Genomic DNA, 15,804 nt, shown 5'->3' with positions numbered 1-15,804 from the left:
CGACCGACACGCCGTGCCTACCGTGCCTTCATCCTGATGCGGCGCTAGAGATAACTCGAAATGACGAAGTGGTTCGACACCAACTACCACTACCTGGTGCCGGAGATTTCACCGTCCACCACGTTCGCACTCGACCCGTCCAAAGTCTTGTCCGAACTGGCAGAAGCACTTTCCGACGGCATTGCAGCCCGCCCGGTCGTCATCGGACCGGTCACCTTCCTGCTGCTCTCGAAGGCTGTCGGCACAGACGAGCCGCTGCTCTCGCGGCTCGACGAACTACTCCCCCTCTACGCGGATCTACTCGGTCGGCTCGCGAAGGCCGGTGCGAGCTGGGTTCAGTTCGACGAACCCGCCCTCGTGGGCGATCGCACCGATGAGGAAACCGAAGCGGCACGCGCTGCGTACGAACAGCTTTCAGCGCTGTCCGAGCGGCCGTCGATCCTGTTGGCGTCGTACTTCGGTTCGCTGCGTGACGCGTTGCCCGCGCTTGCGTCCACCGGCGTCGAAGGATTTGCCGTCGACCTGGTGGCCGGTCAGGATTCGATCGGCTCCGTACCTGAACTCGCCCGCAAACTAATCGTCGCCGGAGTGGTCGACGGACGAAACATCTGGCGGTCCGATCTGGACTCGGCACTGAGCACTTTGGGTGCCTTGCTCGGCAGCGTGGACACGCTTGCCGTCTCCACGTCGTGCTCCCTGCTGCACGTTCCGTACACACTCGACGCTGAGTCCGATGTCGACAAGGCCCTGCGCTCGTGGCTCGCGTTCGGCACCGAGAAGGTCAAGGAAGTAGTAACTCTCGCAACCGCTCTCACACAGGGCCGAGAGTCGGTGGAGGACGAGTTCGCTCTGGCACGAGCGGCCGCGTCGACCCGCAAGGACGATCGCAGACTCAATGATGCGAGTGTTCGAGGCCGTCTGGACGCGGTGCTGAACTCGGCGACCGGTCGCGCGCCCGCCGCCGAACGTCGCGCTGCCCAGGACGAGCTGCTTTCTCTGCCGCCGCTGCCCACGACGACCATCGGTTCGTACCCGCAAACCTCGAAGATCCGCATCGCTCGCGCAGCGCTGCGCAAGGGCGAGATCGACGAAGCCGAGTACGTCAACCGTATGCGCGCCGAAATTGCCGAAGTTGTTGCGCTCCAGGAAAAGCTGGACCTGGACGTGCTTGTGCACGGTGAGCCGGAACGCAACGACATGGTCCAGTACTTCGCGGAGCAGTTGGACGGATTCTTCGCCACCGCCAACGGTTGGGTCCAGTCGTACGGCACCCGCTGCGTGCGTCCGCCGATTCTGTACGGCGACGTCTCGCGCCCGAAGCAGATGACCGTCGACTGGATCACGTACGCACAGTCCCTGACCGACAAGCCGGTCAAGGGCATGCTCACCGGACCAGTCACCATTCTGGCCTGGTCGTTCGTCCGCGACGACCAACCCCTCGCCGACTCGGCAAATCAAGTCGCACTGGCCATTCGAGACGAGACCGTCGACCTGCAGGCCGCCGGAATCGGAATCATCCAGGTCGACGAACCGGCTCTGCGAGAACTACTCCCACTGCGTGCCGAGGATCAGCGCGCCTACCTGGACTGGTCGGTCGGCGCCTTCCGGTTGGCCACCTCGGGCGTCGCGGATTCCACCGCGATCCACACGCACCTGTGCTACTCCGAGTTCGGAGCGGTGATCGGCGCCATCGCCGGCCTCGACGCGGACGTCACGTCCATCGAGGCAGCACGCTCACACATGGAGGTCCTCGACGATCTCAGTTCGGTCGGGTTCGACCTCGGCGTCGGCCCCGGTGTCTACGACATCCACTCGCCGCGGGTGCCGAGCGTCGACGAAATTGCCGAATCACTGCGTGAGGCACTCAAAGCTGTTCCGGTCGAGCGGTTGTGGGTCAATCCGGACTGCGGATTGAAGACACGGGGGCCGATCGAGGTCGAAGCGTCGCTTCGTAACCTCGTCGAGGCCGCGAAGGTGGTACGAGCGGAGCTTTAGGGGCAAAGCCCCGGTGCGCCTTTTTGGTAGTGGGCACTACCAAAAAGGCGCACGGGGGGTCAGCTCAACCACGTGTTGCCGAAGAGCAGAATCCCGTCCGCACTCGGCATCACTCCGTGCACGTTCTCGCGCCACGGGATGAAAACCTTGCCGGAGTTGACCACGGCCATCGGCGCCGTCTCGTTGACCACGGTTTGAATATCGTCGATGACGGCTCGCCGCTCATCCTCGCCCGACGCTGTTTGCAGCTTGCCGAGCAACTCGTCCATCCGAGCGTTCTTGTAGCCGAGAATGTTCGACGGCGATTCGCTGAACAGGTTGCCGTACATACGCACGAACGGTGACTCTTCCAGCACGTTGAACGCGAAGTAGGACACGTCGTAGTCATGCTTCGCGTACAGCATGGAAATCAGATCGTTGATGCTGGTTGCGTAGGTGATTTCGACCGTGAAACCCACTGCCTGCAAGAGCGACTGAAACGTCAGTGCGCTGCGCTGCGTCGCCGGATCGTTCATACCGACGTACGTCAGTTTTCCGTCGTAACCGTCGGCCTTCGCCTCGGCGAGATACTTCTTCGCCGCCTCGGGGTCGAAGTCGTTCCCGGCCACCGATCCGTGCCACTGCGACCACGACGCGAACATGTCGGTGCTGGGTTCGCCGAAGCCGCCCTGAACTCGCTCGTTGAACGTAGTCGGGTCCACCGCAGCGACAATCGCCTTACGCACGCGCTCGTCCTTCGCTGCCCGATCGTCGCGCTGATTGATTGCCAGAACGCCGGCCATGCTGGCCGAGTACACAAATCCTGGATCACCGGCTTCGAAAGCCTCGTGTATGAAATCGGGAGACTTCAGATAGGCGACTTGAATTCCGTCGGTGTGCAATCCCTCGAGTTTGCTCTTCTCGTTGACGATTGCCGGAAAGCGCAACTTCTCGAGGTACGGCGCCCCGTCCCAGTACGTCGGACGGGCAGCGAGCACCAATTCGTCCTGGGAGGCGAACTTCTCGACGGTGAACGGACCTGCCCCGATCGGGGTGAACGTGCCGGTAGCCATCGCCGAGGGCGCGACGATCATGCCGGGACCGGTGGTGAACATGATCGGGAACTCGTCCCACGGCTGCGCCAATGTGAAGACGACCGTACTCGGATCCGGTGAATTCATCTCGCGCACAGCGGTCTTCCACACCAGCGCGTGAGTTCCCTTCTTCTGCAGATAGTGATCGATGCTCCACAGGACTGCCGCACTGTCCATCGGAGTGCCGTCGCTGAAGGTGACGCCGTCGCGCAATTTCAGTGTCCACACCGTGTTGTTGCCGTTGGCCGACAAAGACTGCGCCAAGTGGGGAACGTATTCGCCCGCCGCCGTATCGAAGCGCATCAGAAGGTCGTAGATGGCTGCCATTTCGCTACCACCGGTAGCGCCGCCGTCCTGACGGTCAGCCGGATCGAGACTGCTGATCCCGTTGTAGGTGGCAAACGACACGGTGCCACCCGAGCGCGGCTCTCCCCCGTTGTTCTGGTCACCGACAACTCCGACCGTCACGTCCGATGCATCCGTGGTCGTACCTTGGCTGCTACCGGCGCACCCCGTCACCACCAGTGTCGCCGACGCCAGGACAACCATCCAGATTCGAGAGCGAGCTCGGTACGAGCGCTTCATTGCGACTCACTTTCACAGTTCACGGATACGTCGATCCTTGGATCGGACACCCCGGCAGTTTTGTAAGTGAATTCTAGGTAAGGACGCTTCCTGCGTCTTCATTTTCACGAAGCTGAAGCGATGATTCGCATTCACAGCGACTGAAACAAGAACTGAATTCTAGAGTGACACCGTTCAGCGAAGTACCAGTCCGATGACGTCTTCGACGTTCCGCTGGGCCTCTGCGAATCCGATCCGGCCACTGGTCCACAGTGCAAGGGCCGTCAACATCGTGCCGCCCATTGCCACGGCCGCAACCCGCGCCGTCTCGGCCGGAATACCGTCCATCAATTCGAACAGCATTCTCCGATGTGCAGCCGCGCGCTGATCCAACGACTCGATCACGAACTGATCCGAGGACGAATGGAGTTCGATCTCGAGTCGAGCGAAGTGAGGCCTACGCTCGAATGCCTTCATCTCGCGGCGATGAAGTGCCAGAACCCGTTCGTACGCATTGCTCTCTTCGCCGCCTGTTCGCGGCTCCTCAGGACGACGAGCGGATTCGAGCCCGCTCCACGCCGTCATCGCCGCAGCAAGAAGTTGCTGTTTGGTCGGAAAGTAGCGATAGAGAGTGCCTAGCGCCACACCTGAACGCTCCGACACTTCTTTCATCTGGATTCGATCCGACGGCATCTCTGCAAGCATCTCGACCACCGCCGTGGTCAATCGTCGTCTCCGCTCGAGTTGCCCCACCGACATGAGGTCGGTATCCAGGGGAAACTCGTCGCTGCGCACAGTCACGCGCGTCACGATAGTTCAGAACCTCGACCGCAGTGCCAGGTTGCGAAGTTTCATCAGAACCCCGAAATCTAGTACATAGATTAATCACCTGCCGATCGCGCTAGGGTTAGTCCATGAATGACCGGACAACCGATGACCAGTCAACCGTCGGCGAACTCAATTTCTGGTCGTTCATCGAACTGGCCAACAAAAAGCTGGCCACCGAACACGGCTTTCGCGATCAGCTCGCCACCGAGGTTCTCCTGACGCTCAACCGAGCCTCCAACGTCGTCACGTACGATCTCGAGTCGTCGATCCACCGCCCTCGAGGCTGGTCATGGTCCTCCTTCCGACTGTTGTTCGTCACCTGGCTGGCCGGTCCGATCGAGCCGAAGGCTGCCGCCGAGCTCACCGGAATGAGTAGGGCAGCGGTCTCCAATCTGTCCAAGTCGCTGCTGGCAGACGGATTGATCGATCGCCGGCCCACCGAGAACGACGGCCGTTCGGTCCAGCTGTACCTGACCGACAAAGGCCGAGAAGCCATGGTCGAAGCGTTTCGCGAGCAGAACGAACGCGAACACGCCTGGGTCAGCGTCCTGAGCGAGGCCGAACAGCGAATTCTTGTCATGCTCCTGGACAAACTGATCACCAACCGCAGCCAGTTCGACGTACGCGGACGTAACTGACATAGACCCGAACCCCCTTGGAGGGTTGCGCCCATCACATCATTTTAGTTAATGTATTTACTATCTGGTGGAGGTGAGCCAGGCAGAACAGCACAGAAGGAGCCCCGTCATGGCGTTCTATCGACAACTCGGCAACATCCCACCGAAGCGTCACACCCAACATCGTGACGAGTCCGGCAACCTCTACTACGAAGAGCTGATGGGAGAGGAAGGTTTCTCCTCGGATTCTTCGTTGCTCTACCACCGCGAGATCCCGTCGGCCATCGTCGACGCAACGGTCTGGGAACTGCGCGATCAGAGCACAACCCCCAACCATCCCCTCAAACCGCGCCATCTGAAACTCCACACACTGTTTCCCGAAAGCGCCTGGAACGAGACCGACGTGGTAACGGGCCGTCGTCTCGTCCTCGGCAATGCCGACGTACGACTGTCCTACGTCGTTGCGGCAGCGCCATCTCCCCTGTACCGCAACGCAATCGGCGACGAGATGGTCTACATCGAATCTGGCGAGGCGACCGTCGAAACTGTCTTCGGCACACTCGAGGCCCGTGAAGGTGACTACGTCCTGATCCCGATGTCCACAACGCATCGATGGATCCCCAAGGGTGACAAACCACTTCGTGCTTACACCATCGAAGCGAACAGTCACATCGTCCCGCCCAAGCGCTATCTGTCCCGCTTCGGCCAGCTACTCGAGAACGCACCGTTCTGTGAACGAGACCTGCACGGACCGACCGCGCCCATGATCGCCGAAGGAACCGACGTCGAGGTACTGGTCAAGCACCGTACGTCGGCGGGCATCGTCGGCACCCGAATGGTGTATCCCACGCACCCTTTCGATGTCGTCGGTTGGGACGGATGCCTGTACCCGTACACCTTCAACATCTCCGACTACGAGCCGATCACGGGCCGTGTTCACCAGCCGCCGCCGGCGCACCAGGCCTTCGAGGGGAACAACTTCGTGATCTGCAACTTCGTGCCTCGCAAGGTCGACTACCACCCCCTGTCGATCCCGGTGCCGTACTACCACTCGAACGTCGACTCGGACGAGATCATGTTCTACTGCGGCGGAGACTACGAGGCACGCAAGGGTTCCGGCATCGGGCAGGGTTCGATTTCGATTCATCCCGGTGGCCACGCCCACGGCCCACAACCCGGCGCGTACGAGCGAAGCATCGGCGCCGAGTTCTTCGACGAGTTGGCCGTGATGGTCGATACGTTCCGGCCGCTCGAATTGGGTGAGGGAGCGTTGGCCTGTGAAGACGAAGCGTACGCCTGGAGTTGGGCAGGGCGGGGGCCTCAGCAATGACGATCATCTCCCCACTCCTGCGCGGCCTGTGCGACGACGCAGCACTCTTCCCACCCGGCAATGCTCCTCTCGCCGAGGCAGTTCCGGCCCACGCGGCCTACCAGCAGGCGGACTATGACGCACTGGTCGGGCCCTTCGTCTTTCCCGCGCCGCGATTGAGCGAACTGGCCGCGTACGTTTCAGCTGACAACCCGGTGACGCTGAGTCTGACTGTGCCGGCCGGTCCAGCCGATACGGCGGCGGCACTGTCGAACGCGCTCGCTATCCCCGGTGTCAGCGTCGCCGCCGTCGAAGTGGGAATTCCTGACGGGTTGGACGCCGAAGCCGCCTTCGAGGAACTCGCTCCCGTCCATGCCGCTCATCCCGACCTGGACATTTTTGTCGAGGTACCCCGCGGTGATCGACGCGTGGACTTTCTGACGGCGCTCGAAACCGCCGGGTACTCCGCGAAGTTTCGCACCGGAGGAATTGTCGCCGAAGCGTACCCGGACGAGGACGAGCTCGCCGATGCCGTGATATCCGTTGTCCGAGCGGGTATCCCGTTCAAGGCGACCGCGGGACTGCATCACGGCGTGCGCAATACCGATCCGGAGACAGGTTTCGAGCAGCACGGCTTCCTCAACATCATGGTGGCCGTCAACGCTGTGAGGCGGGGCGCCGACCGCTCGGAAGTTGTTGCTGCTCTGGCGCAACGCGATGGCGAATCGATCGCGCAAGCCCTGGCCGAACTGACCGCGGACGAGGCCGGCGAGGTGCGTCGCCGCTTCCTCTCGTTCGGGACCTGTAGCATTTCGGACCCTCTCACCGAACTCGAAGGTCTCGGATTGATCGTCCGCTCCGACAAAACCGAAGGAACACTCGTATGACCGTCACGACCATCGACATTCCCGCCGACTCGTTGTTCGGGATCGACAATCTGCCATACGGCATCTTCTCCCCCGCCGGAGGATCACCGCGTGTTGGTGTTCGGGTCGCCGACTCGGTGGTCGATCTCGCAGCGACACTGGGAGATTCCGTCTACGCCGAACCGAGTCTGAATGCGTTCATGGCGCTGGGCCGGGATCAGTGGGTATCGGTGCGTAATCGGATCACGGATCTAGTGACCGGCGAAATAGACTCGGACGCAGTGTTTCCCGTCGACTCAGTCACAATGCACTTGCCGATCGCGGTGGCCGACTACGTGGATTTCTACGCGTCGGAAAATCATGCGACCAACCTCGGACGCCTGTTCCGACCCGACGCTGCTCCCTTGATGCCGAACTGGAAGCACCTTCCGGTCGGATACCACGGGCGCTCGAGCACCATCGTCGTCTCCGGCACCGATATCGTTCGCCCCTGCGGACAGCGCAAGTCACCCGATCAGGAGAACCCGGATTTCGGACCGTCCCGCCGCCTCGACATCGAGGCCGAAATGGGCTTCATCGTCGGAACTCCCTCGAAGATGGGCGATTCCATCACCCCGGACGACTTTGCCGAGCACGTCTTCGGCGCCGTCGTCGTGAACGACTGGTCCGCCCGGGACATCCAGGCGTGGGAATACGTCCCTCTCGGCCCGAATCTCGGGAAGAGCTTCGCGACGTCCATTTCTGCGTGGGTTGTTCCGTTGCTCGCGCTCGAAGCTGCCCGAATCGATACGCCGGTGCAGGACCCCGAACCTCTCTCTTACCTGCGCGGCGAGGAGAAGTGGGGGTTGGACATCGACCTGGCCGTCGAATGGAACGGTCACGTCGTCTCCCGGCCGCCCTACGCCCAGATGTACTGGTCGCCGGCGCAGATGCTCGCGCACACCACTATCAACGGCGCAGCAGCGAGCACCGGCGATCTCTTTGCATCCGGAACCATTTCCGGACCGGACAAAGATCAGCGCGGCGCCTTCATCGAACTGACCTGGGGTGGCAAGGAACCCGTGACCGTGGGCTCCGAGACTCGAACCTTTCTCGAAGACGGCGACACCATCGCCATCTCAGCCACCGCTCCCGGCGTCGGGGGATCACGAATCGGCTTCGGGGATGTTCACGCTCGGATTCTGCCGGCAACGCAAACCGAAAGATAACGATTGACAACTGTTTGATTCACGCTGATCTGATGTCCGGAATTCCTTGCCTCACGATTCTCCGAAGATAAGCTGGACTAACCATCCAGAGCGATCGAGAGTCCTGGCTCCGTGACGTCGCAGCAACCCCCTCTGCTGAGGTGCGGGTGCTTTCTGCCAGGTCCGATGGAGGACTCGTGCCAGGCGATCGACCCCGTACCTCAGTGGGGACAGCAGCTGTCGTCGTGATCGTGGGCGGTGGCCCCCGCGGGACCGGCGTACTCGAGCGAATCCTCGCTCACGAATCGGTGAACGCCGATCCCGTACCGATCGACATTCACGTCGTCGACCCGTATCCGGCAGGCGCCGGCCGCATTTGGCGAGGCAGCCAGGCGCCGCTTCTGTGGATGAATTCGACAACCGCGGACGTCACGATGTTCACCGACGAGACCACCGCCGTGACCGGCCCGGTTCTGCCGGGTCCGACCCTCGCGGAATGGGTCGCCGAGCACTCGGCTGAACTTGCCGAATTCCCCGAAATCGCGGCAGAAGTTCCGATGATCAGCCCGTCGTCGTTTGCATCGAGGTCACTGCAGAGCCGATACCTGAACTGGGTGTTCCAGACTGCGGTCGACTCTGCACCAGCGCACGTCGACGTTCGGGTTCATCGACGATCCGTGGTCGACATCGTGAACGTCGGCGAGATACAGACGGTTCATCTGAACGACGGAGTTGTCATCGAAGCGACGGCCGTCCTTCTCGCGCAAGGGCACCCCGATGCGTTGGCTGCCCCGCGTGAAACCGCGCTGACCAGCTTCGCGTCCGAGCACGGGTTGACCTACGTAGGTCCGGGATACACCGCCGACCTCGACGCCGATGTCATTCCCGAACGCGAACCGGTTCTGATCGCCGGACTCGGGCTGGCTTTCATCGACTGGATGGTTCTCCTCGCCGAGAGCCGCGGCGGCGTCTTCGAACGCGGTGAGGACGGCACCCTCACTTACACTCCCTCGGGTCGGGAACCTCTGTTGTACGCCGGATCTCGTCGAGGCGTGCCGTACCACTCCAAGATTTCGTACTCGATCGCCGACGCGCGGCCACCGCTACCTCGGTTCTTCACCGCTGATCTTGTGCCCGGCGACGGGCCGTTGGATTTCCGAAACGACATCTGGCCGCTGGCGTCGAAAGAATTGGCAGGCGCCCACTATCACGAACTGTTCGCGTCGCACCCGGATCGGACGGTGGGCACCTGGGAGGAGTTCGACGCCGAATTCGCCTCGCTGGCTTGGGGATCGTCTCGATTGCAGGAACTGGTCGAGAACGCAGTTCCGAAGCCGGAAGACCGTATCGATCTCGAGCGACTGAACCGCCCACTCGGCGGTGAGCGCTACGACGGACTTGCCGAGGTCCAATCCCGGATCAACGAGTACATCTCGGCAGACGTCGCGCGGAGGTCGGACCCGTATTTCAGCGCCGACGCGGCTGTCTTCTCAGCGCTGCTGTCGACGTACATGACTGTCGGAGAATTGCTGCGGCGCGGCAGAATCCCGGCCGAATCCGTCGCCAAGGACGTCGAGGGTTGGCTTCATTCGTTCTTCAGCTTCATCGCCAGTGGTCCGCCACCCGAGCGACTGGAACAGTTGATCGCGCTCAACGAGGCCGGCATCGTCCAGTTCCTCGGGCCGGATTCAGCGTTCTCCACCGAAATCGACCCGGCAACGGGGGCTGGGATCTTTGTCGCTCGCAGTGCGTCGCACACCGACATCGTGGCCGCGAACACCCTCGTCGAAGCACGCTTGCCGGTTGCGTCCATCAGCGCGAGCGGTGACTCGCTCCTGCGGACGCTTCACGGTCGGGGCGAGGCAGTCGAACTTCGTGCGACCGTCGACAGTTCGGCGAAGCTCGCCGTCGACGGTACTTCACGAATTCTCGACCAGGACAACACAGCTCATCCTCGCCGCTTCGCGGCCGGGCCGTGGGTTGCAGGCCACAACTGGTCGGCGGCTTTCCCTCGTCCCCGTACCAATGCGGGGTTTTTCCGGCACAACGACGCCCTGGCGGCGGAGATTTTGGGCGCTGCGCGCCTGTGAGCGGTTAGGGAGTCCAGAGACTCCCTAACCGCTCACGGGGGCTGTGCCCCTCCTAGCTGAACACCAACTCACCCTCGTCAACCGCGACGGTGATGCTGCCGCCCTCTTCGAGGAGATCATCGAGCAGCATGTCGGCGATCTTGTCGTCGACCACACGCTGAATCGAACGACGCAACGGGCGAGCCCCGAACTCGGGTTGATGCCCGTGCTCGGCAATCCAGTCCACTGCGTCGGCGGTGAACTCGATGTCGATGCCCTTGGACTGCAACCGCTTCCGGCTGTCGTCGAGCAACAGATCAGTGATCCGGTGCAGTTGCTCGGTGTCGAGCTTGCGGAAGATCACTATCTCGTCGATGCGGTTGAGGAACTCCGGCCGCATCGATTCGCGCAACCTGGCCATCACGCGGTCGCGCAGTGGCTTCTCCGCCGACTCTGCATCACCTGTGGTGAAGCCCAGTCCACCGGACTTGCTCGAGATGATGTCCGAGCCGAGGTTGCTGGTCATGATCACGACAGTGTTCTTGAAGTCCACCGTTCGACCCTGGCCGTCGGTCAGACGCCCGTCGTCGAGCACCTGGAGCAAGGTGTTGAACACGTCCGGGTGTGCCTTCTCGATCTCGTCGAGCAGGATCACCGAGTACGGGTTACGACGCACCTGTTCCGTGAGCTGTCCGGCCTCGCCGTAGCCGACATATCCGGGAGGAGCACCGACCAATCGGCTTACCGTGTGCCTCTCACCGAACTCACTCATGTCGAAGCGCAGCATCTTGTTCTCGTCACCGAAGAGTGTGGCAGCCAGAGCTTTTGCGAGCTCCGTCTTGCCGACACCGGTGGGTCCGAGGAACAGGAAGCTACCGACGGGACGATCCGGATCGCTCATACCGGTCCGGCTACGACGCACCGCACGCGCGATTGCGCGAACGGCGTCATCTTGCCCGATGACACGACCGTGCAGTTCCTCTTCCAGACGGCGCAGGCGATCTTTCTCTGCTTGAGTCATCTGGCTGGCCGGAATACCCGTGGCACGGGCGACAACCTGGGCGATCTGTTCAGCAGTCACATCCGGAGTTTCCTCGGAAGGAACCGAGGATCCTGCCTTCTCGAGACGCTTTGCGACGCCGTTGATCTCGTCACGCAGGGTCGACGCCTTCTCGTACAATTCATCGGCGACGGCTTTCTCCTTGTCGCTCTCGAGCTGCTCGAGACGTTGCTGCAGTGCAGCGGTGTCCACGGTGGCCGTCTTCAACCGAAGCCTGGCGCCGGCCTGGTCGATCAAGTCGATTGCCTTGTCCGGCAAGAACCTGTCGCCGATGTAACGTGCCGACAGCTCCACCGCAGCGGTGATCGCCTCGTCGGTGTAGTGCACCTTGTGGTGATCCTCGTACCGACTGCGCAGTCCGCTCAAGATCGCGATCGCGTCCTCGATCGACGGCTCCCCGACCTGTACGGGCTGGAAGCGCCGCTCGAGCGCGGGATCCTTCTCGATGTTCTTGCGGTATTCGTCGAGCGTGGTGGCGCCGACGATGTGCAGTTCACCGCGAGCGAGCTTGGGCTTGAGGATGTTTCCGGCATCCATCGCACCTTCGGCGCCGCCTCCGGCACCGGCGATGGTGTGCATCTCGTCGATGAAGACGATCAGCTCGTCCTTGTGTGCGGTGATCTCGTCGATCACCTTGGTCAGCCGTTCCTCGAAGTCTCCGCGGTAGCGAGTACCCGAGACCATACTCGAGAGTTCGAGCTGGACTATCCTCTTGCCCACCAACGATTCCGGGACATCCCCGTCGACGATGCGCTGGGCGAGACCTTCGACGATGGCAGTCTTGCCGACGCCGGCCTCACCCACCAGGACGGGGTTGTTCTTGGTGCGGCGGGAGAGGATCTCGATGGTCTGTTCGATCTCGTCAGCGCGGCCGATCACCGGATCGACGCCGCCGTTGCGTGCGCGATCGGTGAGATCGACGCCGTACTTGTCGAGCGTCGGTGTGGTGGACTCGTCTTCGACTGGACCGGCTGCAGGATTCTGAACCGCTGCCTGCAGCTTCTCCGGCGTGATGCCGGCCGAAGCGAGCAGACGACCCGGAACATGATCGGGGTCACCAGCCAATGCGATGAAGAGGTGTTCGGGATCGATGTACGTCGATCCCAGGGCTCGGGCCAGTTGATGAGCCTCGAGTAGAGCGGTTTTCACGGCGCTGCTGAGCGCAGGAGCAGAGTAGGCCCCCTGCTCACGGCCTTGTGGCAGCCGCAGGTCGACGGCGTCGACCACGGATTTCGGGTCGGCTCCGGCGCGCTGCATGAGCGTGCGGACCGGATCCTGCTCCGCCATGACGCGGAGAACGTGCAGTGCATCGAGATCCGAATCACCGCGAGCAGCCGCTACACGTGCAGCGTCAGCCATGAGTTGCTGGGTGGCCCTGCTCATGAGCCGGGAAATATCGATGCGACCGGGACCCTCGGGCCCGAAGAATGCTGGCATTCCGAAGCCTCCTTGCAGAAAGTTGAGCGTTACTGACTCAATTAACGTGCATGGGGCTCGATCAATTCCCGCGGGCTCAGATTTGTTTCAACACCTTCGGGCCACAGATCGTTCTCAACTACCGAAGGATCCGGTAGATCGACCGACCGGGTACGCCTCGACGTGCATGATCACCGATCCCTCGCAGGGACCACTCGCGATGTCGGTACGCCACGAACCTTTCAGACTGCCATCGGGCTGAGGTGTGTAATACGCCTCGGAGTGCGCCGGTGCCCACACCTTGGGCACGCCTTCCCCCTGGTAGCAATCCCACTCCCAGTCATAGGGGTGCACCCAACTGGTTCCGTCCCAGGTGTATCGCGCAGGCTGCGGCAACGTCGGATTGGCGGGAGCCGGACCGCCGACCACTGTGGCGATACAGACTCCGCTCGAGCAATCCGTCTCGAACGTGTATGTATCGGAGAAATCCGGCTCCCACTGGCTGGCGGCCAGACTTGTGCCCGTCTTGGTCGCGGCGAAACGCTTGAGCGAGTAATCACCGGACCAGTTCGCATCCGCAGCCCCCGCGGGCATCGCTCCGGCGACAAACCACGTAGCAACGAGAGCAACCACCAGCAATGACTTTCGCATGCGTGAAGTGAATCACAAGCTATGTCCGAATTGTCGGATACTGACCACAAGAACACCGACGACGATCAGCACCAGGGAAACCAACGGCAACGCTCCCGCACCCCTGTCCGCCAAGATCAGCCCGCCCACGACGCCGCCCGCTGCGATCGCCGCATTGAAGATCGTCACGAAAACCGATTGCGCAGTGTCCACAGCGTCGCCCGTCGTGTCGGCGAGCGCATTCTGAAGGAGAGTGGGAGCGCCTCCGAATGCCACGCCCCATACCGCAACGCTGAGTGCGATCACTGCGAAGCTGTCACCGCCGACGCCCAACGCCGTCAAAGCTGCGGCAAAGACCACCAAGCTCAGCACGGTGAGACTTCGAAGGGCCCGGTCGACAAACACCCCGACCACACCGATGCCCACGAAGGCGAAAAGTCCGAACACGAACAAAACGATTCCCAACCGATCGCCGAAACCGATGCGATCCAGAAACGCCGCCAGATACGTGTACACGATGTTGTGCGCGAAGATCCACAAGAACGCGACAAACAGAATCGGTCGTACGCCCGGCAGGACCAGGACTTTCCGCACCGACAGCTGCCGATCCGCTTGTTGCCCGGGAAAGTCCGGCATCACCGTGAGTATCCACACGACCAGAAGTAGCGCAGCAACCGACATCACGGCGAAGACTACGCGCCAATCGGCCAGGGTCCCGAGCCACGCACCCATCGGAACGCCGATTGCCAGCGCGATCGGCTGTCCGACGGAGGCAACCGCAACGGCCCGCCCCTGCAGACGAGGGGGCGCCATCCTGCGTGCGTACCCAGCAAGCAACCCCCACACCACACCTGCTGCCATGCCCGCCAGAAACCGAACACCCAAGGTGAGAACAAGATTCGACGACAGCGCTGTCACCAGATTGAAGACACCGAATCCAACAGTCGCCGACACCAGGACAGCACGTCGTCGCAATCCCCGGGTCAATGCGATCAGTGGTACCGCCCCGACGACAGAGCCCAACGCGTATGCAGTGACCAATTGCCCGGCACCGGAGACAGATACGGACAGTCCTGACCCGATCTGCACCAGTAGTCCGGCCGGCATGGTTTCGGTTGTGATCGCTATGAAGCCTGCCATTGCGAGTGCCGACAACCCGGCCAGCGGTAGTGTCCGGACGGAATCGGTCTCCGCCAGTGCAGAAGTCGCAGTCCCGTCCGAGTTCGCGCTCACCTCGTCGATGGTTCGGGACTGCCTTCACCCGACTGGCCGGAACGGACCAGTTCTGCAATCGACGCCCAGTCCATCTCGCCCTGACCGTTCGCCAGAGCCTGAGCGAGCACGCCTCGAAGTACGCCGCCGAACGGCAAATCCAGATCGACGCTGTCGGCGGCGTCGAGCGCAAGCCTCAAATCCTTGAGGCCCAGAGTGGTGGTGAATCCTGCAGGCTCGTACTGACGCGTCGCGACGAGGTTTCCGTAGCTGGAGTAGACCGGCCCCGGGAAGATCGTCGAGGTCAGCAGTTCTACGAGTTGGCTTCCGTCCACACCTGACCTCTCCCCCAATGTGATTGCCTCACCCAAGGATTGAATCGCGGCAAGGATGAGGTAGTTGCCGATGATCTTGACGATGTTGGCCTGCTCCGGACGCTCACCTTGTGGCCACGTGCGAGCCCCGATGACGTCGAGGAAGGGTTGCACTCGCTCGAGGAGGGAACTGTCGCCGCCGGCGATGATGTTCAACTGGCCAGCCTGAGCAACAGAAACGCGTCCGAATACCGGCGCCGCGATGTACCCGATGCCGTACTCGGCGTGCAGTGCGGCGGCGCGCTTGGCAAGGCCGACGCTGACGGTGGCCATGTTGACGTGCACGGTTCCAGTCGGAACGGATGCGAGTACGGCGGGATCCAGAATGGCCGCAGACACGGCCGAATCATCCGCCAACATCGACAGCACAACACCGGACTGGAATGCCTCGGCAACGGTTTTCGCGCCGGTCGCCCCTTCCGCGACCAATTCGGCTACCGCTTCAGGGCTGCGATTCCACACCGTCACGTCGAAGCCTGCACCCATCAGATTTCGAGCGATGGGACGACCCATCGCACCCAAACCGACCACGGAAACAGAAGTCATGGATTTCCCTCTCGAAAATGCTGAACCATCTAAGACGGTTCAACACTCTCACACAGGT

The 15,804-nt window shown here is 62.0% G+C and carries 11 protein-coding genes and 1 pseudogene; 6 read left to right on the top strand and 6 right to left on the bottom strand.

The window, feature by feature from the left end; genetic code table 11:
- Window positions 1-54: 54 nt before the first annotated feature.
- Window positions 55-1,995, top strand: a pseudogene (gene metE, locus H7C86_RS31810) (5-methyltetrahydropteroyltriglutamate--homocysteine S-methyltransferase); the annotation flags it as partial.
- A gap of 59 nt (window positions 1,996-2,054) precedes the next feature.
- On the opposite strand, the gene H7C86_RS31805 reads toward metE, so the two are convergent.
- On the bottom strand, window positions 2,055-3,653 hold the full coding sequence (locus H7C86_RS31805) for an ABC transporter substrate-binding protein (protein ID WP_182262961.1): 1,599 nt from the start codon (window positions 3,651-3,653) through the stop codon (window positions 2,055-2,057).
- A 174-nt stretch (window positions 3,654-3,827) separates the two neighbouring features.
- Window positions 3,828-4,442, bottom strand: a complete 615-nt coding sequence (locus H7C86_RS31800) for a TetR/AcrR family transcriptional regulator (RefSeq protein ID WP_024487276.1) — start codon at window positions 4,440-4,442, stop codon at window positions 3,828-3,830.
- A gap of 104 nt (window positions 4,443-4,546) precedes the next feature.
- Here H7C86_RS31800 and H7C86_RS31795 point away from each other — a divergent pair, with 104 nt between their 5' ends.
- The 5 genes from H7C86_RS31795 (at window position 4,547) to H7C86_RS31775 (ending at window position 10,529) form a co-directional block, all read left to right on the top strand.
- On the top strand, window positions 4,547-5,098 hold the full coding sequence (locus H7C86_RS31795; protein ID WP_019745012.1) for a MarR family winged helix-turn-helix transcriptional regulator: 552 nt from the start codon (window positions 4,547-4,549) through the stop codon (window positions 5,096-5,098).
- 109 nt (window positions 5,099-5,207) lie between these two features.
- Complete coding sequence (locus H7C86_RS31790; RefSeq protein WP_070795795.1) at window positions 5,208-6,407, top strand: homogentisate 1,2-dioxygenase; 1,200 nt, start codon at window positions 5,208-5,210, stop codon at window positions 6,405-6,407.
- Window positions 6,404-7,273, top strand: coding sequence for a hypothetical protein (locus tag H7C86_RS31785; RefSeq protein ID WP_019745014.1), 870 nt, complete (start codon window positions 6,404-6,406; stop codon window positions 7,271-7,273). The genes H7C86_RS31790 and H7C86_RS31785 overlap by 4 nt, the downstream gene beginning before the upstream one ends.
- Window positions 7,270-8,460 carry a fumarylacetoacetase gene (fahA, locus tag H7C86_RS31780; protein ID WP_182262960.1) on the top strand — a complete coding sequence of 397 codons (1,191 nt, stop codon included), beginning with the start codon at window positions 7,270-7,272 and terminating at the stop codon, window positions 8,458-8,460. Before H7C86_RS31785 ends, fahA begins: the two co-directional genes overlap by 4 nt.
- 203 nt (window positions 8,461-8,663) lie before the next feature.
- Complete coding sequence (locus H7C86_RS31775; protein WP_182262963.1) at window positions 8,664-10,529, top strand: FAD/NAD(P)-binding domain-containing protein; 1,866 nt, start codon at window positions 8,664-8,666, stop codon at window positions 10,527-10,529.
- A gap of 52 nt (window positions 10,530-10,581) precedes the next feature.
- On the opposite strand, the gene H7C86_RS31770 is transcribed toward H7C86_RS31775, so the two are convergent.
- The 4 genes from H7C86_RS31770 to H7C86_RS31755 form a co-directional block, all read right to left on the bottom strand.
- On the bottom strand, window positions 10,582-13,005 hold the full coding sequence (locus tag H7C86_RS31770; RefSeq protein WP_029256076.1) for an ATP-dependent Clp protease ATP-binding subunit: 2,424 nt from the start codon (window positions 13,003-13,005) through the stop codon (window positions 10,582-10,584).
- A 114-nt stretch (window positions 13,006-13,119) separates the two neighbouring features.
- The gene (locus H7C86_RS31765) at window positions 13,120-13,635 is read right to left on the bottom strand and encodes a hypothetical protein (protein ID WP_019745018.1); all 516 of its coding nucleotides are present in this window, start codon (window positions 13,633-13,635) and stop codon (window positions 13,120-13,122) included.
- 12 nt (window positions 13,636-13,647) lie between these two features.
- A complete protein-coding gene (locus tag H7C86_RS31760) occupies window positions 13,648-14,847 on the bottom strand; it encodes an MFS transporter (RefSeq protein ID WP_080945711.1) in 1,200 nt (399 codons plus the stop codon).
- On the bottom strand, window positions 14,844-15,746 hold the full coding sequence (locus H7C86_RS31755) for an NAD(P)-dependent oxidoreductase (RefSeq protein ID WP_046379105.1): 903 nt from the start codon (window positions 15,744-15,746) through the stop codon (window positions 14,844-14,846). Before H7C86_RS31755 ends, H7C86_RS31760 begins: the two co-directional genes overlap by 4 nt.
- Window positions 15,747-15,804: the final 58 nt, after the last annotated feature.

It is taken from the genome of Rhodococcus sp. UFZ-B548 (genome assembly GCF_903819475.1).
GTDB lineage: Bacteria > Actinomycetota > Actinomycetes > Mycobacteriales > Mycobacteriaceae > Rhodococcus_F > Rhodococcus_F erythropolis.
The sequence above is the reverse complement of the archived record's forward strand: the minus strand, read 5'-3'. Positions and strand labels throughout refer to the sequence as shown.